18 protein-coding genes and 1 tRNA gene are annotated in these 18,701 nt (G+C 69.1%); 8 read left to right on the forward strand and 11 right to left on the reverse strand.

Annotation, left to right across the window (positions count from 1 at the left end):
• The first annotated feature begins 76 nt into the window (after positions 1 to 76).
• Positions 77 to 1,204, forward strand: a complete 1,128-nt coding sequence (locus ACH4YP_RS39450) for a hypothetical protein (protein WP_398495872.1) — start codon at positions 77 to 79, stop codon at positions 1,202 to 1,204.
• 48 nt (positions 1,205 to 1,252) lie between these two features.
• On the opposite strand, the gene ACH4YP_RS39455 is transcribed toward ACH4YP_RS39450, so the two are convergent.
• From ACH4YP_RS39455 to ACH4YP_RS39475, 5 genes are all read right to left on the reverse strand, one after another.
• Positions 1,253 to 2,434, reverse strand: a complete 1,182-nt coding sequence (locus ACH4YP_RS39455) for a hypothetical protein (protein ID WP_398495874.1) — start codon at positions 2,432 to 2,434, stop codon at positions 1,253 to 1,255.
• A 277-nt stretch (positions 2,435 to 2,711) separates the two neighbouring features.
• Positions 2,712 to 4,406 (reverse strand): relaxase/mobilization nuclease domain-containing protein, encoded by a 1,695-nt coding sequence (locus ACH4YP_RS39460; protein ID WP_398495876.1) that lies wholly within the window; start codon positions 4,404 to 4,406, stop codon positions 2,712 to 2,714.
• Positions 4,406 to 5,056, reverse strand: a complete 651-nt coding sequence (mobC, locus tag ACH4YP_RS39465; RefSeq protein WP_398495878.1) for a plasmid mobilization relaxosome protein MobC — start codon at positions 5,054 to 5,056, stop codon at positions 4,406 to 4,408. Before mobC ends, ACH4YP_RS39460 begins: the two co-directional genes overlap by 1 nt.
• A 188-nt stretch (positions 5,057 to 5,244) precedes the next feature.
• On the reverse strand, positions 5,245 to 6,411 hold the full coding sequence (locus tag ACH4YP_RS39470) for a DUF3631 domain-containing protein (RefSeq protein WP_398495880.1): 1,167 nt from the start codon (positions 6,409 to 6,411) through the stop codon (positions 5,245 to 5,247).
• 703 nt (positions 6,412 to 7,114) lie between these two features.
• Positions 7,115 to 7,357 (reverse strand): helix-turn-helix transcriptional regulator, encoded by a 243-nt coding sequence (locus tag ACH4YP_RS39475; RefSeq protein WP_398495882.1) that lies wholly within the window; start codon positions 7,355 to 7,357, stop codon positions 7,115 to 7,117.
• Positions 7,358 to 7,822: 465 nt separating this feature from the next.
• Between ACH4YP_RS39475 and ACH4YP_RS39480 the strand changes: the two genes are divergently transcribed.
• Complete coding sequence (locus ACH4YP_RS39480; RefSeq protein WP_398495884.1) at positions 7,823 to 8,104, forward strand: helix-turn-helix domain-containing protein; 282 nt, start codon at positions 7,823 to 7,825, stop codon at positions 8,102 to 8,104.
• Between the two features lie 54 nt (positions 8,105 to 8,158).
• Positions 8,159 to 9,343 carry a tyrosine-type recombinase/integrase gene (locus ACH4YP_RS39485; RefSeq protein ID WP_398495886.1) on the forward strand — a complete coding sequence of 395 codons (1,185 nt, stop codon included), beginning with the start codon at positions 8,159 to 8,161 and terminating at the stop codon, positions 9,341 to 9,343.
• A gap of 90 nt (positions 9,344 to 9,433) precedes the next feature.
• On the opposite strand, the gene ACH4YP_RS39490 is transcribed toward ACH4YP_RS39485, so the two are convergent.
• The 3 genes from ACH4YP_RS39490 to ACH4YP_RS39500 form a co-directional block, all read right to left on the reverse strand.
• Positions 9,434 to 9,781: a hypothetical protein gene (locus tag ACH4YP_RS39490; protein WP_398495888.1), complete on the reverse strand. Its 348-nt coding sequence runs from the start codon at positions 9,779 to 9,781 to the stop codon at positions 9,434 to 9,436.
• A gap of 113 nt (positions 9,782 to 9,894) precedes the next feature.
• Positions 9,895 to 9,967 (reverse strand) — tRNA-Arg (locus ACH4YP_RS39495).
• A gap of 211 nt (positions 9,968 to 10,178) precedes the next feature.
• Positions 10,179 to 10,547, reverse strand: coding sequence for a hypothetical protein (locus ACH4YP_RS39500; protein ID WP_398495890.1), 369 nt, complete (start codon positions 10,545 to 10,547; stop codon positions 10,179 to 10,181).
• Between the two features lie 73 nt (positions 10,548 to 10,620).
• On the opposite strand from ACH4YP_RS39500, the gene ACH4YP_RS39505 reads away from it, so the two are divergent.
• On the forward strand, positions 10,621 to 11,106 hold the full coding sequence (locus ACH4YP_RS39505) for a hypothetical protein (protein ID WP_398495892.1): 486 nt from the start codon (positions 10,621 to 10,623) through the stop codon (positions 11,104 to 11,106).
• Positions 11,107 to 11,163: 57 nt separating this feature from the next.
• Here the strand turns inward: ACH4YP_RS39505 and ACH4YP_RS39510 are convergent, their stop codons facing one another.
• Genes ACH4YP_RS39510 through ACH4YP_RS39520 form a run of 3 tightly spaced genes read right to left on the reverse strand, consistent with a single transcriptional unit; the run spans position 11,164 to position 13,927 of the window.
• Positions 11,164 to 11,739 (reverse strand): hypothetical protein, encoded by a 576-nt coding sequence (locus ACH4YP_RS39510; protein WP_398495894.1) that lies wholly within the window; start codon positions 11,737 to 11,739, stop codon positions 11,164 to 11,166.
• On the reverse strand, positions 11,739 to 13,238 hold the full coding sequence (locus tag ACH4YP_RS39515) for an ATP-binding protein (protein ID WP_398495896.1): 1,500 nt from the start codon (positions 13,236 to 13,238) through the stop codon (positions 11,739 to 11,741). The genes ACH4YP_RS39510 and ACH4YP_RS39515 overlap by 1 nt, the downstream gene beginning before the upstream one ends.
• Positions 13,235 to 13,927 carry a response regulator gene (locus ACH4YP_RS39520; RefSeq protein ID WP_398495898.1) on the reverse strand — a complete coding sequence of 231 codons (693 nt, stop codon included), beginning with the start codon at positions 13,925 to 13,927 and terminating at the stop codon, positions 13,235 to 13,237. Before ACH4YP_RS39520 ends, ACH4YP_RS39515 begins: the two co-directional genes overlap by 4 nt.
• Before the next feature lie 164 nt (positions 13,928 to 14,091).
• On the opposite strand from ACH4YP_RS39520, the gene ACH4YP_RS39525 reads away from it, so the two are divergent.
• From ACH4YP_RS39525 to ACH4YP_RS39540, 4 genes are read left to right on the forward strand one after another with little or no spacing between them, the layout of a single operon-like run.
• Positions 14,092 to 15,069: a hypothetical protein gene (locus ACH4YP_RS39525; protein ID WP_398495899.1), complete on the forward strand. Its 978-nt coding sequence runs from the start codon at positions 14,092 to 14,094 to the stop codon at positions 15,067 to 15,069.
• Complete coding sequence (locus ACH4YP_RS39530) at positions 15,066 to 16,565, forward strand: peptidoglycan-binding protein (RefSeq protein ID WP_398495901.1); 1,500 nt, start codon at positions 15,066 to 15,068, stop codon at positions 16,563 to 16,565. Before ACH4YP_RS39525 ends, ACH4YP_RS39530 begins: the two co-directional genes overlap by 4 nt.
• Positions 16,566 to 16,588: 23 nt before the next feature.
• Positions 16,589 to 17,326 carry an ABC transporter ATP-binding protein gene (locus tag ACH4YP_RS39535; RefSeq protein ID WP_164323869.1) on the forward strand — a complete coding sequence of 246 codons (738 nt, stop codon included), beginning with the start codon at positions 16,589 to 16,591 and terminating at the stop codon, positions 17,324 to 17,326.
• A complete protein-coding gene (locus tag ACH4YP_RS39540) occupies positions 17,323 to 18,603 on the forward strand; it encodes an ABC transporter permease (protein WP_398495903.1) in 1,281 nt (426 codons plus the stop codon). Before ACH4YP_RS39535 ends, ACH4YP_RS39540 begins: the two co-directional genes overlap by 4 nt.
• Positions 18,604 to 18,701: the final 98 nt, after the last annotated feature.

The raw sequence follows: 18,701 nt of genomic DNA on the forward strand, positions 1-18,701 counted from the left end.
AGGTGACGGTGCCCACCGGCCCACGGTCGGCGGCCACCGTCACCTCGGCAGTCCTCACTCTCGACCTGGGGGATCCATGGACCCGCACGGCCCCGTAGCTCAGCGCTTCCCGCTCGTCGCGCGATTCCGACCCGCCTGTCTACCCCTGCCTCAACGCGTACGCGCACTCGTCGACTTGGCCGACACCGCGGTGAAAGCGACCGACCAGGGGCTCGCATCGGCCGTCTACAACCAGGCCGCGCTTATCGCCTCCGACCTCGACCTCCCCGACCTCGCACGCGCGATGTGCCACAAGCACGCCGCCGCCTACCTCCACGCCTGTCCCCTGTCCGGCATGAGCGCGATCCGCGGACTGGAACCAGTCGTCAACCTGGCCCGCCTCCAGATCCGCGCCGGCCACGCCGATGAGGGCCGTCAGCGACTCCTTAACCTGTACAAGGCCGTCGAGTCGGGCACGGCCGCCCGCTCCGAGGGCGTCAACGTACCCGCGGACCTCACTGCGACTGACGAAGACCGCCAGGAGGTTCGCGCGTGGCTGTGGCGCGTTCTCCTCGCCGACGGCACGCGCACCCTCACCACCGAGGGGCGATGGGCCGAGGCCCTAGCGCACATCGAAGCCCACCATGGCATCGGAAAGCGGATGCTTGACGGACGGCAGGTCGCGGTACTTGCCGCCCTCGTCACGAACGACACGGCAAGGGCTGCTGATCTCCTCGCCGACACGGTGCCCGGCGATCCATGGGAGCAAGCTGTCACGGACTGCCTGACCGTTCTATGCCGCCGCGACGCCGGGCAGCCGATCGACGGCCACCTGGCGGACCTGGTGACGGCCTACTCTGGACGGGAAACCGAACCCGGGATGACCGTCTTCGACATCCGGCTCGGCCTTACGGTCCTCGACGCGATCGGCTCCGCCGAGGCGCCCGTCGCACACGTTGTCGAGGACCTCCACCGCAGGACCACGAACGCCGAAGACGGCTATGCGGCCCGCGAGAACCTGGCGCACCCCGTGTTCACCGCGATCGCCACAGACCGGCAATCAGAGGACTGCCGTGCGCTGGTTCGTGCCTGTTCGCTCAGGGCCGGAACCATCCCGCACAAGCTGCAAGGAGAGCTGACGGAGGCTCTGCGTGCCTGCGGCAGCGTGATCCGGGAAAGCCTCGAGACATCGAGCAACCGCGGGACCAGCTGCACACCTTTTTAGAAGGCGTCCCATTTGGTGAGAGGGCGCTTCAACATGGGCTGTTCAGCCTCACCGTGGGATGATCAAATCGGTGAGCTGCCCTGCAGTTGGCATCCGACCACGATTGAAGACGACCGCGACAAACAGCACCACTACCGGAAGCAGAGGGACGAGTGCAGCCTCGGGCAACCCGAGGACAGCCGCACAAGCCATAACTACCACGACCACGAGCCCCACGACTCCCATCCGCAATCGCTCCCGTGGCGCGGCCGGATCCACGCCGTCGAGTTGATCTGCGTCGAGAAGGTCGTCTATGCGGCCCTCGGCGTAGCGTTCGGCGATTGTCAGCAGCATCACGATCAGGTCCTCAAGGGCCCGACCCGGCTCGGAGTCCTGCCGCGCTTCAGCCCTTCGCAGCGCGCCCACTACCAGTGCGGCGTGCGCCTTGAACTGCCGCTCGTTGTGCCGTCTGGCTCTGGCGCGGCGGGTGCGGTGGGCCATCCAGATCACTTGCTCAACTGGTTGCACGGAAACCCGGGGTATCTGGCATTCCGGCTGGGTCTCCTCCCAGCGACGAAGAACTGTGGCGCACTGGGCTGCGACCGTCAATAGTGCCACGACAGGCCAACAACGGCGATATTCCATTCGCGCACTTTCTTTGTCCCGGGGCCCAACAAGGGTCTCGAGGTCATACGCGGCATGCGTCGCGCCGCTACCAGAGCTGGTCAAGTTTGTGCGCTTGAGAAGCCGTACTTCAGCGATCAAGATCAGGGCCCAGAACAGGAACGGCGCTGCTCTATCGACCAGCGAAAAGTCCCAGGCACGCACCGCCATCGGCACAGCCACGATGTTGCTGAGCAGTGCCTGCACCACGCCTGGCTGCGGTCCCGGATCCGCGCTCAACCGCAGACGGTCCCAGTCGGCCATGTTGCCGACGTTCGCCACGACGACTAGCAGCAAGCCAAACCGGAGCGCCTTGATCGGCATGGCCAGGGGCAGAGCTCGCCACCATCGCACGACATACTGAGGGGCCAATCCGTGGCCGTCGACTCGGTCCAGTATTTGAGGCGGCAGCAACAGTATCTGCATCAGAAGCGGGACAGCTCGACGCAACCCCGAGGCGACGCGGAGTCGCTCGAAGTCCTCCAAATACCCCAAACACCACCGCTGCACTGGTCCAGGAATGAAGAACAGCGCGATCGCGACCCCGAGCGCCAGCTCGCTACCCACAATGAGATAACCGATCAACACATCGGCAGTCTCATGTATCCCACTGCCAGCGATGCCTCGAACGCGATAACCCGACGGCCGCGCTGGCGCTTCGGCACGAACCTGATGCCCATGGCAGATCGCCTGCCCCGGACGCACCCAGGGCGCGTGGACCGCTCCTGCGGTACCTGCACGCGCCCCTTCTTCGGACTCACGGCAGCCTTATGCGCCACAGGCGACTCGTCCGCTTCACCACACAGGACGCGGTCTCATAGCCCGCTGTCCGGTATCAAGCGAAGGGGCTGTCGGCACACCGTGATCAGCGCTGACGTACCTGCGGCGGCTGTGGGGCTATAACAGCTGCGCCCTTGTGGACTTGAGCGTCGATGCGTTGTGCGGCAGCGCTGCGGTCCTGTGCTGCGCGGGCTCCTGCACTGGGGTCCAGCCGTGCGCTGAGGCGCTGGAGGCGCCAGGTCAGGACTCGTGCGGCGGAGTCGGCGTCATCCAGAGCGCGCTGGTCGGCGACCTGCTGGAGGAGCCATACCGGGTCGTGGCCAGCTGCTTCGCCTTGGGCGAGGGTGGTGGTGAGGGCGTCGAAGGCGGGGTCGTCGATGATCTGCTCGGCGTGGTCGGGTACGGCCTGGCGTAGGTGGCGGACGTGTCGGTTCACGGTCTGCTGGGGCGGCCGGCGCTGGGCGAGGGCGGCCAGGGGTGCGGCTGCTGCTTGGTCGTAGGCCACCCGAAGGTGGAGGAGGGTTTGGTGGGCGGCGGCGACCTGCTGGTCGTGATGGCGCAGCTCGTGCCAGCGGGCGGCGGCGATGACGACGAGGATCGCGGCGTCGAGGAACATCGCCAGAACGGCACCGTCCGTGGGGGCGGGCTCGCGGAGCATGGCACGCACGGCGCCGCGCAACGCGAGGGCATGGCGGTGTTCGGCCTGGAAACGAGAACGGGTGGCGCGTTCGAACACGGTCGCCGCGTCTCGGAGTTGGGGTCGGATGTCCTGTGGCGTGAGGATAGGGAGAGCGTCGAGGGCTTCACCGAAGGCCGCTATGTGAGCCTGGGAGGCTTGGTTGTCAGGCTGGTCGAGACGGTGCGGGATGCGTTCGAGTACGGCGGTGGCCTGGTGCCAGAGGGCGGGCCAGCGTCGGCCCGGCTGGGAGGTGGGCTGCAGGTCGATACTCGCCAGACGCTTTTGGATCTTGGGGAAGGACAAGTCCGGGGCGAGTTTGGAGCCGGAGTACCAGATGGGGTCATTGGCGTCGTCCGCGAGAGCGACCTTGTAGCCGCGCACGTCGCCCGAGGGGAAGTGAACGACCTCGGCGAGCACGCCGTCGACGTGGTGGAGCAGGTCGACGAACTCCTCCATGCTGGAGGCGGCAGCCACCGCGGTGCGGACGGTGGCGCGTAGTCGCTCAGGGGCGGTCTTGTCCTGTCCGGCGCGGCGGGCCTTCTCCTGCTCGGCGCGGGTGGGCCTCTTGGCGGCCGTGCGGTCCCCGCGTACGACTTGGAACAGTCCGTATTCCTTCTCGATGGCGGCGAGTTCGCGGTCGGCGGTGAGGTAGTCGTTCCAGTGGCGTGCTGTGCGTAGATCCGCCCGGACCTTGGTGGCGGCGATGTGGATGTGGTCGGGTGCGTGGCGGACGGCCACCCAGCGGCAGCCGTCCGGATCGCCTTCGGGTGCGATGCCGGTGGCCGCCACGACGCGGCGGGCGATGTCGGCCCACTCCTCATCGCCGAGGATGCGGTCACTCTCGGCGGCACGGATCGAGCAGTGCCACGTGTGCTTCTCGGGTGCGCGGCCGAGCCGCCGGGCCTGCTTGACGTGTAGGTCGAGGTCGGCCACCAGGAGCCTCTTCGTGGTGTCGAAGTCGTCGGCGCGTCCGGGGTCGGGGGCGAAACCGTCCCAGGAGGCCACCAGATGCGGGTCGGTGTGGTCCTTGGCCTTCTTCGTGTCGAACAGGTACCGGATCAGGCCGGCGGTGTCCTTCCCGCCGCCGATCTTCGCGATCATCAGGCCGCCTTCCTGTCGACAGCCTGGTTCGCGGCTGCCGCCACGTCCCGGACCGTGGCGCCGACGGCGGTCAGGGTGCGTTCGGCCTGGTCCAGGGCGGCGGAGTCCCCAGGGTGTGGATGGCCGCCGGAGTTGAGCTTCTTGGCGATCTGGTTGATGTTGTGGCCGATCATGGCGACCTGCTTGCGCAGGGCGGTCAGCTCGTCGATGTAGTCGTCGAGTTCGCTGCGTTGGCCGGGCAGGGTGAGGTCGCCGTGGACGTGTGCCATGACGACGGCGCCGACGTAGTGGGCGCCGGCGATGTTCAGCGACCGGGCCATGGCGAGGATTTCCGTCTTCTCGTCGATGCTGTAGCGGGCGTCGACGCGCTGCTTGCGCTGGCCGTTCGGGTCGGGCTTGCGGCGTTGGGCGACACGGTGCAGCGCGGCGGCTTCGGCAGCACGTGGGAGCGGTGCAGCGGTGTCGGCGGGCTGTTCCTGCTCGGGCGCCCCCTGGTGCCCGAGTGCCTCCGCCACTCCCGGGGCGGAGGCATCGCCGATGGGGCCGTCCTTGGACGGTCCAGCGGCATACCTTGCTGCGCGGTTGTCTGGGGCTGAGGTGGTGGGCGTCTGCTGTTGAGCTGTGGGGAGTTCGTGGTGCTGTTCGTGCATGGTGATGCTCCGGCGGTGAGGGGGCGGGGGCTGTGTCACGTGCGTCGCATCCGTCCCATGCCTGGTCAGGACAGGTACGGACACTCGGGAAGGTACGGAGAAGTCCGTCCCGGTGAGGACATCCGTCCCCGCGCTGACCTGCGCGGGGACGGATGCGACGCAGTGATACGGACCCAGCGGGAGGCGGGTCAGTGGGCGCGTTTGGGGCCGACGGGGCCGCTGGGCGGGCCGATGGGCAGCTGGCCCGCCGGGGCGGTGGGCGGCTTGCCCTGGGCCGGGGGCGCGGGTGTGGCGTCGTGCGTGGGGGCGGGCGCGGTCTCGGTGAGGTCGGGGCAGTGTCGGGCCCAGCTGTCGAGGAACCGGTTGCGGGCGTACCCCTTGGCCTGCCTGCCCTTGTCGAAGCGGTAGTTGGCCGGGCGGATGTCGAAGTCCCGGAGCATTCTGCCCAGGTGGTAGGCGTTGAGCCCGTTGGTGCCGTGCTCTGCCCAGGGGGCGTCGGGGTCCTGGAGCAGGGTGGTGACCAGATCCAGGGAGGACAGGGCTTCGGGGTTGCCGTGTGCCTCGAAGATGCGGTGGATGTCGCGCAGCAGCCGTGTCTTCAGGTTGGTCTGCTCGTCTTGGACGGCCTCGTACTGGGTCATCGCGACACAGGCCGCACGGGCACGGGTGGGCCAGTGGCCGCCGGCCAGGTCGGCGATGATGACCAGCGGTTCCCAGGTGTCTGCCGCCCGGTCCTCCACCGGCATGGTCGGCGCCATGCGGCCGGCCGTGCCGCGCAGGGGTCCCAGCCAGGCGGCCAGCTTGTCCCGCAGTGCGTTCAGTTCCGGTGTGGCGTAGCGCGAGCGGAACGGGGTCACCTTCTCGCCCGGCTTGCGCTTTTGCATGCGGAGCACGACCGCCCGGTCTGTGATCGTGTCGGGCAGGTCGCCGATCGAGGCCAGCGCGGCCATGGCGAAGGTCGGATACGGGGTCGGCTTGTGCTCCGGACCGGAGATGCGCCAGGCGGGCCGGTTGCGCTGGTGTCCGGCGTTCAGCAGGCCGCGCAGTTCCTCGTTGTCGCCGGCCTTGCTGAAGATGGTGTCGGCCTCGTCCACCAGGATCGTGCGCGGGTTCTTGCCGATGACGCGGAAGAGCACTGCCGTGGACATGTTCACCGTCATGATCGGCTGGTGGACGGTCTCGTGGAGCACGTCCAGAACCCGGGACTTGCCGCAGCCCTTCGTCGGGCCTACGACCGCCAGACGCGGCGCGTGCTGCAGAACGGTCTGGATGTGCGTGGCCGCCACCCACAGGGTGACCGCTGTCAGTGCCTCGTCACTGGGCAGTACGACGTACTTGCCGATCGCCGCCCGCAACTCATCCAGCAGTTCCGCACCGTCACCGGAACCTCGTTCCTCAGGGTTTGCCGGTCCCCGAGGAGGCCGGGAGCCGGTCCCGTGATCCGGTCCCCGTGCGTCGACGAGACCGGTCCCCTCCTGCTGGGCGGCTCCCGCCACGGGGTTGTCAGTCCCCAGCGACTGGCGGGGCCCGTGATCACGGTCCCCGTTGCGGTCCCCTGGTGCAAGTGCAGCCTCTTGGGGACCGGTCCCCGATTTCCCGCCGTTGACCTGCGAGTTTGCACTGGATGCCGATACGGGGACCGGGACGTGCGGGGAACGAGTACCGGGCACGTCGCGGGGACGGTCCCCAAGCACGTCGCGGGGACGGTCCCCAACAACGGCATCGGCAGGCGGCTGGGGACGGTCCCCGTGTGCTTCCGCCTCCGCCGGGTGTTCGGCGGTCCCCGACGCGGGGGACCGTGTGTCCTGCTGATCCTGGCGGCGCCAGGGGATGCCTTCGCCGGGGACGGCGGGAGTGGGCCAGCCGGTGGGGGAGGTGTTGGTGGTGCTGGGGGACGTAGAGTCCTCCATAGGCGTTCCTCTCCGGGGAGGGGCAGGACGGGCAAGGTCCCGCCCCTCACCAGCTCATTCGTTCAGGGATGGGCGATCAGTTGGGAAGTCTTCGGCCCTCGGCGGTGGCACGCCGGGGGCCGCTTCGTCGTCCGCGTCAGACGCGGGGTCAGGCCGTGAGGTCGTACGACGTCTGGGCATCCAGCCACGCGTCCACCTCCCGCCAGCGGTAGCGCAGGTGACGGCCGACCTTGTGGACGCTGGGGCCGATGCCCCGGTACTTCCACTGGTAGAGGGTCTTCACCGGCACCCCGAGATAGGCGGCGACCTCTGCAGGGGTGGCAAGCGGGCCACGCTGGGCAGCCGCAGCGATGGCAGGGGCGTTGGTGCTACGGGGAGGGGTCTTCGGCATAGGGCTCCTTTTCGGTTTTGAACAACGGGCTGGACAACACAGCCACCGCCCGGAGAAAAGTCCAGAGTTGGTTCTTAAACTCCTCACTACTTCTTTCGGTGTGGCCGGGGAGAGGGAAACAGTAAGGGTGGATCCCCGGTTGCCGAAATCGCTCCCGCCGGGCCCGAAATTTTTTTGCGGCGAAGCAACCGGTCGAGGTGCCGGAATCCGGTACCTCAGCAGCTCAGGGGTGACACCTGGCGGTCAGGGACGACGTGAATGACCCGCCGGGCATCATGGCTGATGTGTGTTTAAATCGCCCATCTCGAAAACGGAGAGGGAAGGTAACACGGCACCTCGGCCGAAACGCCTCGCGATGTTCCGGAATTCGACGAGACGAACACCACTTCGCCCCCGAACGACTTTTGGAGAGTTTTAGAGCTAACTCTTGCCATGCCGTCCGGATGCAAGTTAAAGCTATCTGTCATGCCCAACCGACCTGTCGAAATAGGCCCTGCCGGCCTCCACACCGCCCGCGCCATCGAGCACCTACGTCTCGCGCGCGGCCTGACCCAACACCAGCTCGCCGCCCGCTGCACCGCGCTGGGCCGTCCGATGGCCAACACCGCCCTCAGCCGCACCGAACGCGCCCGCCGCCGATGCGACGTAGACGACCTCGTCGCCCTCGCCGCCGCGCTCGGCGTTTCTCCCACGACCCTGCTCCTGCCGGTCCCATCGGTGTCCGGTGATGACCGGAGGGGGTGCTAGTTGGCGCGGGTCTGGATTGAGGACCGCACAGGGCACGCGGCGTACGTACGTGCCGTGGCGGAAGCCAAGAGTGCGGGGCGTACGCCGCCGGGGCGCTACCGCGTGCGCTGGTACGACCCCGACGGCAAGCCGAAGATGAAGACCTTCGCCCGCAAGGTCGACGCCGAGGCGGAGCGGACAAGGATGGAGTCGCGTCTCAACGACGGCTCCTATCGCGATCCCGCAGCCGCGCGGGTGAAGTTCGCAGAGGTGGCGGAGTCCTGGCTGGCGGCGCAGCTCCACCTCAAGCGCTCAACACGGGCTCGCTACCGCGGTGTTCTCGACGTCCACGTGATCCCCAAGTGGGGCACCACCCCGCTGGACCGCATCCACTTCGAGGACATCGCTGAGTGGCTCGCGGATCTGCTGTCCGGCGAGGCGACCGGCGGCAGGAAGCTCAGCCCCCGGTCGGTCCGCAAGGCGTATGTCGTCCTCAGCCGCGTTCTCGGCTACGCGGTCAAGGCCCGTCGTCTGGCGGCCAACCCGGCTGTCGGCGTGCCCCTGCCGAAGGTGATGCCCGCTGATCACGTGTACCTCGACGACATGCAGGTCGACGCGCTGGCTAACGCGTCAGGCGCCTACAGGGTGTTCATCCTGCTGCTGGCCTACACCGGACTGCGCTGGGGCGAGGCATCCGCGCTCAAGGTGGGCCGCGTCGACCTGGACGCCTGTCGGGCCCACATCGTGGAGGCGTACGCCGAGGACAACGGCAAGCTCTACCTCGACACCCCCAAGAACCACGAGCGCCGGTCCGTACCGATCCCGCGGTTCCTGGCCGAAGAGCTGAAGCCCCACGTCAAGGGGAGGGGAGATGACGACTTGCTCTTCACCGCCCCGCAGGGCGGGCCGCTGCGGGCCCGCAACTTCCGTCAGCGGCTCTTCGCGCCGGCGGTCGTAAAGGCCGGGCTGGGGCATCTCAAGGTCACCCCGCACAAGCTGCGCCACACGGCGGCCTCGCTCGCCATCGCCAGCGGCGCGGACGTCAACGTCGTACAGACGATGCTGGGCCACAAGTCCGCGACGCTGACCCTGGACACCTACGGGCACCTCTTTCCCGACCGCCTGGACGAGGTCTCGAAGAAGATGCACAAGCGCCGCTCCAAGCAACTGGCCAAGGCGAAGGCCAAGCTGGAGAAAGCGGAGCGGAAGGCCCGTGAGGCCGCCGAGACCGTGGCCGCCCTGGAGGAAGACGCCGCGTGATGTGTGCCTAACCCGTGCCGGGGCGCCGTAACCGAAGGGGGCACCCCACCGCGCTGATGCGGTGGGGTGCCCCCTTGCGTCTTCCTCGGATCAGGTCAGACGCGGCCCACGGCTTTCGTCCCAGAACCGGTCCATCGCAGCAGCGGCCGCATCCCCAGCCAACCGCTCGATCCTCTCGGGCACCTCGCGCTCGTCGAGGACGAAGAGCCTCCCGCCGACAAGGCGGGTGGTCGTCTTCCAGCCGAGACGCCGTCCCGCCTCCCTGGCGGCACGCCGGACGTCCTTGAGCTCGCCCATCTCCGCAAGATCGTCAGCGCCAAGGATCAGCTGCCCGTAGTACCCCTCGTATTCCGGCTTCAGCGCGGCCAGCATCATCGACTTAAGTCGGTCGATCAGCCTCTCGTGCCGGCGGCGAGCCAGCTCGTCCTTCGCGGGCATATCGCACAGCTCCCCACCTCCGCCCGCAGCCGCATGTGTGCCATATGTGTGCTGCGAGTACGAAGGCCCTCCCGCCCGTTGGACGGAAGGGCCTCTGACCAGGCGTTTTGCTGTGCCCCCGGCAGGATTCGAACCTGCGACACCCGCTTTAGGAGAGCGGTGCTCTATCCCCTGAGCTACGAAGGCGGGGCTTGTGCGAAACCTTGCACGGAACTCGTGGACAGAACGTGCCCTGGTCTCCCGGTCAAGCCCTGAGCGATCTGGATCATGCCGCTACGGTGATGAGGCGCGCGGTAGACCGCGTGACACGCCGCAGCGCCCGCCAGGAACGCTCGATCCACAGGGTACCGGATCGGGGCTCAGGCGGGCGCTGGTGTCTGGAGGCTGGGCGGGGTCGTCAGGCTGCGGGGGTGAGCAGGGAGGCTCCTTCCTCATGCAGCGCGCGGCTGGTCGAGTTCTGTGCGAAGGCGAAGCCGAAGGTCAGTAGTTGCTGTGCTTCGACTCCGTAGGAGATGAGGCGTCCGTTCCACAGGGAGGCGTCGAGTTGTGCGTGGCCCGATTCTGCGTCGCTGCGGTAGGGGTGGACGAGTTGGTGGGTGCGGGTGAATTCGGGGATCTGCTGCAGGTGCTCGGCGCGGTGGAAGCCGCGTTCCTCGTCGCTGTCACTGGCCGGCCGGCCGTTCGCCTTTGCGGCTGGTGGCGCCGACGTTGACCCGGTATTCGTGGACGCCGTGGCGGCACGGGATGGCCTGACGGAAGGAGGCACACCTTCCCGATGGATCGATCGATGGGTCATCGAGCAAGGCCGACGTTGCACCGTCGGTCGGGAAAGCGCGCCCGTGCTTACGGTAGTCAACGAGGACGGCACCACGCCAAGCGGCAGCTCGCTGCTGGATGAGATCGTCCGGGAAGGCGTCAGGCGGATGCCGGCCGCCGCGCTGGAAGCCGAAGTCAACGCTTATATAGCTGAGTTGTCCCACGAACGGGGCGGTGACGGGCGTCGGCTGGTGGTTCGTGACGGCTACCAGCAGCCCAGAGAGGTCACCGCCTCGGCCGGAGCCGTCCAGGTCAAGGCGCCGCAGGTCAACGACGCCGGCGCTGCTTCGCAGGTGTCCCGGGACCACGTCGAAGGAGAGGAATGCCTGTTGCTTGTCGTGGGCGCTCCTCAGCGCCGTCGCGACATCCTGTTCCGAGAGGCGTGCCGCCGCCGATGGGCACGGTTCCGGGGCCGAGCGGCACCATTGCGGCTGCCCTGGCGGCCGGTGACCATGGCGTTCCGGCCGCCCGGGGCAAACGCTTTCGTGAAGACTCCGCTCCGGCGGTGAGGTCAGGGCCAGTGCCACCGAAACAGCCCGGTTCCCAGGCGCAGGGCAGCGATACGTCTATCCGGAACGGGAGGCGGCGGCAGACCTCCGGGCCTGGGCGCGGCAGGTCGTGTCGCGCCCTTCGGCGCTCCAAGGGCTCTTGGCGCCTCCCACGGTGGCCTTGATGACCACCTCCACCGATACGACGTCCGGGTCTTCGGCGCGGCGGGCGCCGGCGGCCGTACAGACCACCTGGGCGAGGGCGTCCCCGGTCAGCGGCTTGAAGGTGGCGGGGAAATCCGCGGGGTCGTCGAAGCGCAGCTCGATCGACACCTTGGCGCCATCGGCCCGGACCGTCGGATCCTTCTTCAGCTTCCGCAGCAGGCTGCTCGTGCCCACGCTCAGTTCGGATCTGGTCGGGCCCTCGAACAACAGTCGTACGGCCGCTTCGACGCTGGGCCGCTGGGGGATCCTGCGGGGGGCCGCGACCAGGCCGCCCTCGCCCGTGAAGTAGAGCGTGATGGTCGACCGGGCGCCGGTGGCGGGTTCCCCCGAGCCCACCACACCGGTCGTGGGGATGCCGCAGGCGCCGAGCAGGAGCGCCCCCGCGAGAAGAAGCAGCGCGGGCCGGACGGCCCGGTGGACAGGGCTCACTAATGGCTCCCCTCGGCCGGTTCGGCCGGTACTGGTGGTGGCTCGTCCTGTCGCAGCGGGAGCTCTACGGTGAAGACGGCGCCGCCGTGCGGACCGTTCGCCGCCTGGATGGTGCCGCCGTGCAGGTGGACGTTCTCCGCGGTGATGGCGAGACCGAGGCCGCTGCCCTCGGTCCTGGTGCGGGCCGTGTCCGATTTGTAGAAACGGTCGAAGACGTGGGGCAGGACGCTTTCGGGGATGCCCGGTCCGCTGTCCAGCACTTCGATGACCGCCCGCCGCCCGTCGTCGGGGTGTTCCCACTCGAAGAGGCGCAGCCGTACGGGGCGTCCGCCGTGGCGGAGGGCGTTCCCGACCAGGTTGGCGACGATCACGTCGAGGCGGCGCGGGTCGAGGCTGCCGCGGAGTGTGCCCGGCGGTGGAAGCCGGGTCTCGACCGTCTCCAGCCAGGCGCGGGAGGCGAGGGTGCGCCGGATGGAGTCCGCGAGGTCGATCTCGTCCAGGTGCAGACTGGCCGCGCCCGCGTCGAAGCGGGACATCTCCATGAGGTCCTCCACCAGGCGGGCCAGCTTGACGGTTTCCTCGCTGATGAGCCGTACGGCGGTGGCGGTGTCGGGGTCGAGCTGGGCCGCGTCCTCGTCGAGGATGTCGGTGACCGCGGACATGGCGGCCAGCGGAGTGCGCAGTTCGTGGGAGACGTCGGCGGCGAAGCGGCGGGCGCGGGTCTCCATGCGGCGCAGTTCGGCGACCGACTCCTCCAGGGCGGCGGCGGTCTCGTTGAAGGTGTGGGAGAGGTCGGCGAGTTCGTCGGAGCCGTTGACGGTGAGCCGGGTGTCGAGGTGGCCCTCGGCGATGCTGCGGGTGGCCCGGCGCAGCTCGCGTACCGGCCGCAGTACGCCACGGGCGGCCAGCAGTGCGAGCAGGACGGCCAGGATCAGCGCGGGCACCGTGGCGCGCTCGACGGCGGGGACCAGGGCCTGGACGTAGGCCTGTTCGGTGGTCTGCGGCACTGTCAGGAAGACGTCGAGCCCGGACGGGTCGGACGTGGGCCGCTCCGCGGTGCCGAAGGTGACCGGCAGGCCGACGACGAGTGCGGGGCTACCGTGTCTGGTCACCCGCTGGAAGACGGTGTTCTCGCCGGAGGCCACGGCCTTGCGCAGGTCGGGCGTCAGCTGCTCGAACGGGTCCTGCGGTGAGGAGGTGGCGCTCAGGTCGCCGTAAGTGGCCAGCACGCGCCAGTTCTTCAACGGTTCGGAGCGCGCCAACTGCTGTGCGAACAGGTTCAGTTGGTTCTGGTCCGGGGGAAAGTCGAGGTCGGCGGCGAGGGTGTCGACATGGTCGCGGAACTGCCCGATCACCCCGTCCTGGCTCTGCTGGAGCACCCCCGTGCGCGCTTCCCGGAACGTCAGGGCGCCGGTGGTCAGGGTGGAGACGCCGGCGACCAGAAGGAAGGCCACCAGCAGTCGGACGCGCAGGCCGCGCAGCGGCGGGGGCGCCTTCACCGTGACCGGAACTGGTAGCCGAAGCCGCGCACGGTCTGTATGTAGCGCGGCTGTCCCGGGGGCTCGCCCATCTTGGTGCGCAGCCGTTTGACGCAGGCGTCCACGAGCCGTGAGTCGCCGTGGTAGCTGTGTTCCCAGACGGCTTCCAGGAGCTGCTGCCGACTGAACACCTGACCGGGCGAGGCGGAGAGGGTGAGCAGGAGCCGTAGTTCGGAGGGGGCGAGGGCGACCGGTGCGCCCTGGTGTGTGACGGTCAGCGCGGCCCGGTCGATGGTCAGTTCTCCATGGGTTTCTGTCTTCGGCGTGGTTCCGTCGGAGGATGTGCCGCCGACCCGTCGCAGGACGGCACGGATACGGGCTTCGAGCACGCGTGCCTGGACGGGCTTGACGACGTAGTCGTCGGCTCCCGCTTCGAGTCCGACCACGATGTCCACGTCGTCGCCCCGGGCGGTGGCCATGATGATCGGAACCTGGTCGTCGGCCCCGCGGATGCGACGGCACACATCGAGCCCGGACATGCCGGGCAGCATCAGATCGAGGACGACGACGTCCGGCCGGAACGACCGCAGCTGTTCCAGCCCGTCCTCACCCGTCCCGGCGGCGGCGACGTCGTGCCCCTGGCGGCGCAGCGCGAGTCGGACACCCTCACGAACAGCGCGGTCGTCTTCGATGAGCAGGACACGTGGCATGTGCCCAGTATCCGTACAACACCAGGCCAGGCCGGTGCTGTTACCGGACGATCACATACTCGCGGGCGAGCGGACCCGGCGTCCTGTCGCCGCCCATCGGCTGTTGCCGTTTGATCACACTCCGGGCCAGTTCCCATCACACCGCGGGTCCAGCCTCATCCACCATGAACTCCCACACGAACATGCCGAAGAGGGTCCGCGTCTCCGTGGCCACCGTCCTGGCGATCGGCCTGCTGCCGCTCCTGGCCGCCTGCGGCGGTTCGAGCGACAAGACCGGCGCGAGCTCCGATTCCGCGGCCGGCGGCGGAGCGAACGCAGCGAACGACAGTACGACGAACGCCGACGGGGCAGTGCAGCTCACCGTCCCGGACGGCGCGGACGCCGAGACCAAGAAGACGTACATCCAGGAGAACACCATCGCGGCCTGCATGAAGAAGCAGGGCTTCATCTACACGCCGCACGTGGCGGCGGCCGGCGGCGACGCTGCCTACGTAGGGCTGGACGCGGAGGACTACGCGGCGGCGAAGAAGTCCCGCGAGAAGTACGGGTTCGGCAACTACGCCGCCGCCGTCTACCCCGACGACCCCAATGCCCCCTTCAGCAACCCCGGAGGGAAGGCGGGAGCAAAGCGGACCGACGCCGTCGCCGACGACGACGAGAAGGGGTTCACCCCCGCCCAGCAGAAGGCGTACCAGGAGGCGCTGGCGGGCCCCCCGGCCAAGTCCAAGGCGGACGAGAAGATCGGCGGCTGCGAACTCAAGGCGTCGATAGCCGTGAACGGACACGCGCTGAGCGCCGCCGAGCAGAAAAAGGCGGACAACGCCAAGGCGGAGGCGAACCGCGCGAACGGTCTCGAGCTGAACGGTGACACCCAGCTGGTGCAGCTCGCCCAGGGGTACGCCACCTGCCTGAAGGCGCAGGGCATCCCGGTCAGCACCACCCAGCCGACCGGTATGTCCAACATGGTGCGGCTGGAGCAGAACGTGCCGGAGAACCACTTCAGCATGTCCAAGGCGGAGGCGCTGCCGCTGCTCACCAAGGAGATCGACCTCTCCCTGAAGGACCTGGAGTGCGGCAAGAAGTTCCGGGCCGCGTACTTCCCCAAGGAGAAGGCCCACCCGTACTACGGCGACAACGCATGAGCCGGTTCAGCAGCCGTAAGCACCTGGGCGCGCTGGTCGGCGCGGTGGTCCTGGTCGGCGCGGGCGGCTGGATCGCCGGCACGCAGGTGCGCTCGCCCGCCGACGCCGCCGCCGCGCACACCGCGCCGAAGGCCGGCCCGGTGACCGTGGCCGTCCAGCGGCAGTCCCTCACCGCGACCGTGGTGGCGTCGGGGTCCGTCGAGTTCACCTCGCCGCGTCCGCTCGCGCTGGCCGGCGCGGTCGGCACCGGAGCGTCCGCGACCGCCGGCGGCGAGGGCGCGGAGCAGCGGATCACCAAGGCACCGGTCGCCGGTACCAAGGTCAAGGAGGGCGACGTACTGATGGCGGTCAACGGCCGTCCGGTGCTCGCGCTGAGCGGAACCGTACCGATGTACCGGGCGCTGGGCCCAGGTGCCTCCGGCGACGATGTGAAGCAGTTGCAGAAAGCGCTGCGGCGGCTCGGCTTCGATCCCGGGTCGATCAGCGGCACCTACGGTCAGGGCACCGCGTCGGCGGTCACCAGCTGGTACACGAGCAAGGGGTACGAGGCCCAGAAGCCCAGCGCGGAAGACGAGCAGCAACTGGGCCAGCTGCAGCAGGCGGTGTCCGCCGCACAGCAGACGCTGCTCACGACCAACAGCGCGAGCGGCAGCGGCGGCGAGACGGAGACAGGGACGGAGGCAGGGACGGAGTCGGGGACGGCGGCGAGCGCGAGCGGCAGTACGAGTTCGCCGAACCCGCAGTCCAGCACGGACGCACAGATCCACCACCTGCAGCTCGAATCCGCGAAGAAGGCGCTGAACATGGCGAACGCCGCGCTCAGCACCTTCCAGGCCTCCTACGGGACGAAGGTCCCGGCCGGTGAGGTCGTCTTCTTCCCGAAGCTGCCCGTACGGCTGAACAAGGTGACGGTGAAGACGGGGGACACCGCGTCCGGCCCGATCGGCACCGTGACCAGCTCCGACCTGGAGGTGCAGGCGGTCGTCCCCGGCGCGGACGCCGAACTGCTGCGGAAGGGCATGGCCGTCGAGCTGACGACGACGGACGGCAAGAAGGCGGCGGGTACCGTGTCGGCGCTCGGCGCCGACGCCGCGTCCTCGACGACCACGGCGACGGGCTCGGACGGGGACAGCGAGGGATCCACCGGGACGACCTCGGGGGACACCGGGAGCGAATCCGCCGGCACCTCCGCCACCGACTCCTCGGCCCCGGTCCAGCTGCGGATCTCCGTGCCCAACTCCGGCGAACTGGCCGACGAGGCCGAAGCCGCGGTGAAGGTGACCATCAAGATCGGCGCCTCGGACGGCAAGGTGCTGGCCGTACCGCTCGCCGCGATCCGCACCTCGTCCGACGGAGACGTCCGGGTGCAGGTCGAGCGCGGCGGCAGACTGAGCGACGTCCATGTCACCGTCGGGCTCTCCGCGGCCGGTCTCGTCGAGGTCAAGCCGACCAGCGGCACGCTGGAGCAGGGCGACAAGGTGGTGGTGGGCGAATGACCCCGGGCACCGCCCCAGCCGCCATGGTTCCGACGACCGAGGGTGCCGCACCGGAGGACGACGGCGGTGACCCGGACGCCGTCATCGAACTCACCGGTGTGGAGCGGACCTTCGACTCCGAACCCCCGGTGCACGCGCTGCGCGGTGTGAACCTGACCGTTCGGCGCGGCGAGCACCTCTCGATCGTCGGCCCTTCCGGCTCGGGGAAGTCGACGCTGCTCAACACGCTGGGCCTGCTCGACCGTCCCACCTCCGGTACGTACCGGCTCGACGGCGTCGAGACCACCGGGCTCGGCGATCTGGAACGTACCGCGCTGCGCGGCAGTCGTATCGGGTTCGTGTTCCAGTCCTTCCACCTCCTGCCGTACCGCACCGTCGACGAGAACGTCATGCTGGCCGAGGCGTACCGCAGGCCACGCCCGGGGCTCGGCCGCGGTACCCGTCTGGCCCGCGCCCGGGAGGCGCTGGACCGGGTCGGGCTCGGGCACCGGTCGGGCTTCAGGCCCGACCGGCTCTCCGGCGGCGAACGCCAACGCGTCGCCATCGCACGGGCGTTGATCAGCGATCCCGCGCTGCTGCTCTGCGACGAGCCGACCGGCAACCTGGACAGCGAGAACACCCTCTCCGTGCTGGAACTCTTCGACGACCTGTGCGCCCAGGGCATGACCCTGGTGCTCATCACCCACGACGAGACGGTCAGCCGCCGCGCGGGCCAGCGTGTCCGCATCACCGACGGCCGCCTCACCCAGGAGCCCGAGTGAAACTCGCGACGAGGGCGCTGGGGAGGGCACGGACGAAGGCGACACCGGCCGGGACCCGCATCGAACGCCCCTGGATGGACCCCCGGGACCTGTGGACGGAAGCTCTCGCGGGCGTCATGGCCCGCCCCGTACGGTCCGCCCTGACCACACTCGGCACCGTGCTCGGCATCACCACGCTGGTCATCACCATCGGGGTGGCCTCCACGGCCGGCAACCAGATCGTCGGCCGGTTCGACGCGCTCACCGCGACCTCGGTGACCGTGACCGTGCCGCCCGCGCCGGCCGGTTCGGACGACGGGCCACTGGTGGACTGGTCGGGGACCGACGCGGTCCGGCGGCTGGCCGGCGTGGACTCGGCCGCCGCCCTCGCCGACTCCCCACTGACCAACAGCGTCCAGGTGCGGTCCAACGACGTGAAAGCGCCCGGCGACGTCTCCGGCCAGACCCTTGCCGTGGTGGCCGCCTCGGCCGGCCTGCCCGCCGGGGTACGCGGTGCGATGACCTCCGGGCGGTTCTACGACGCCGGCGACATCGCCCGGCACGCCCAGGTGGCGGTCCTCGGCGACCAGGCGGCACGGCTGCTCGGCATCAAGCGGGTGGAGGACTCCCCGGCGATCTTCTTCCAGAACCAGTCGTACACCGTCATCGGCATCCTCGGCGGCATCAGGCGCGAGCAGCGCCTGTCCACCGCGGTGATGCTTCCGCCCACCACCGCGGCGGACCGCCTCGGCCTGGAGGACGTCACCCAGGTACTCATCAACACCGCGCTCGGCGCGGCCCGGCAGGTGGCACGCCAGGCTCCGATCGCCCTGGCCCCCGGGCAGCAGAACTCCCTCGCCGTGGCGGCGCCGGCCGACCTGTCCAAGGCTCGAAACGGTGTCCAGAACGACGTCAACGGCCTTTTCCTCGTCCTCGGCCTGGTCTCGCTGGTGGTGGGCGCGATCGGCATCGCCAACGTCACCCTGGTGACGGTGATGGAGAGGGTCGGCGAAATCGGGCTGCGGCGCGCGCTGGGCGCCTCGCGACGGCAGGTGGCCGGCCAGTTCCTCCTGGAGTCGACGACGATCGGCCTGCTCGGCGGCATCGTCGGCGCGGCTCTGGGCATCGCCGTCGTGGTGGGCGTCTCCGTCGTCAAGGACTGGACCCCGGTCCTGGACCTGAACCTCGCCCTCGGCGCCCCGCTCGCCGGAGCTCTCGTCGGCCTGCTCGCCGGTCTCTACCCGTCGCTGCGTGCCGCCCGGATGGAACCGGTGGACGCGCTCCGGGCACCTTCCTAGACCGGCACCCTCCCCAGGTTTGTCAAAGCCGAATGGCCGAGGCAGAAAAAGAAACACCGTGTTCAGTTCGAGAAAAAGAAAAGAATGAGGAGAATTTC

This window comes from Streptomyces sp. NPDC020747 (assembly GCF_044334695.1).
GTDB lineage: Bacteria > Actinomycetota > Actinomycetes > Streptomycetales > Streptomycetaceae > Streptomyces.

What these genes read in the sequence shown, in the direction of transcription:
- ACH4YP_RS39450 (WP_398495872.1), top strand. Translation starts at nt 77, where the DNA reads ATGGACCCGCACGGCCCCGTAGCTCAGCGCTTCCCGCTCGTCGCGCGA.
- ACH4YP_RS39530 (WP_398495901.1), top strand. Translation starts at nt 15,066, where the DNA reads ATGAGCCGGTTCAGCAGCCGTAAGCACCTGGGCGCGCTGGTCGGCGCG.
- mobC (WP_398495878.1), bottom strand. Translation starts at nt 5,056, where the DNA reads ATGCACGAACAGCACCACGAACTCCCCACAGCTCAACAGCAGACGCCC.
- ACH4YP_RS39460 (WP_398495876.1), bottom strand. Translation starts at nt 4,406, where the DNA reads ATGATCGCGAAGATCGGCGGCGGGAAGGACACCGCCGGCCTGATCCGG.
- ACH4YP_RS39520 (WP_398495898.1), bottom strand. Translation starts at nt 13,927, where the DNA reads ATGCCACGTGTCCTGCTCATCGAAGACGACCGCGCTGTTCGTGAGGGT.
- ACH4YP_RS39490 (WP_398495888.1), bottom strand. Translation starts at nt 9,781, where the DNA reads ATGCCCGCGAAGGACGAGCTGGCTCGCCGCCGGCACGAGAGGCTGATC.
- ACH4YP_RS39525 (WP_398495899.1), top strand. Translation starts at nt 14,092, where the DNA reads ATGAACTCCCACACGAACATGCCGAAGAGGGTCCGCGTCTCCGTGGCC.
- ACH4YP_RS39475 (WP_398495882.1), bottom strand. Translation starts at nt 7,357, where the DNA reads ATGCCGAAGACCCCTCCCCGTAGCACCAACGCCCCTGCCATCGCTGCG.
- ACH4YP_RS39480 (WP_398495884.1), top strand. Translation starts at nt 7,823, where the DNA reads ATGCCCAACCGACCTGTCGAAATAGGCCCTGCCGGCCTCCACACCGCC.
- ACH4YP_RS39535 (WP_164323869.1), top strand. Translation starts at nt 16,589, where the DNA reads ATGGTTCCGACGACCGAGGGTGCCGCACCGGAGGACGACGGCGGTGAC.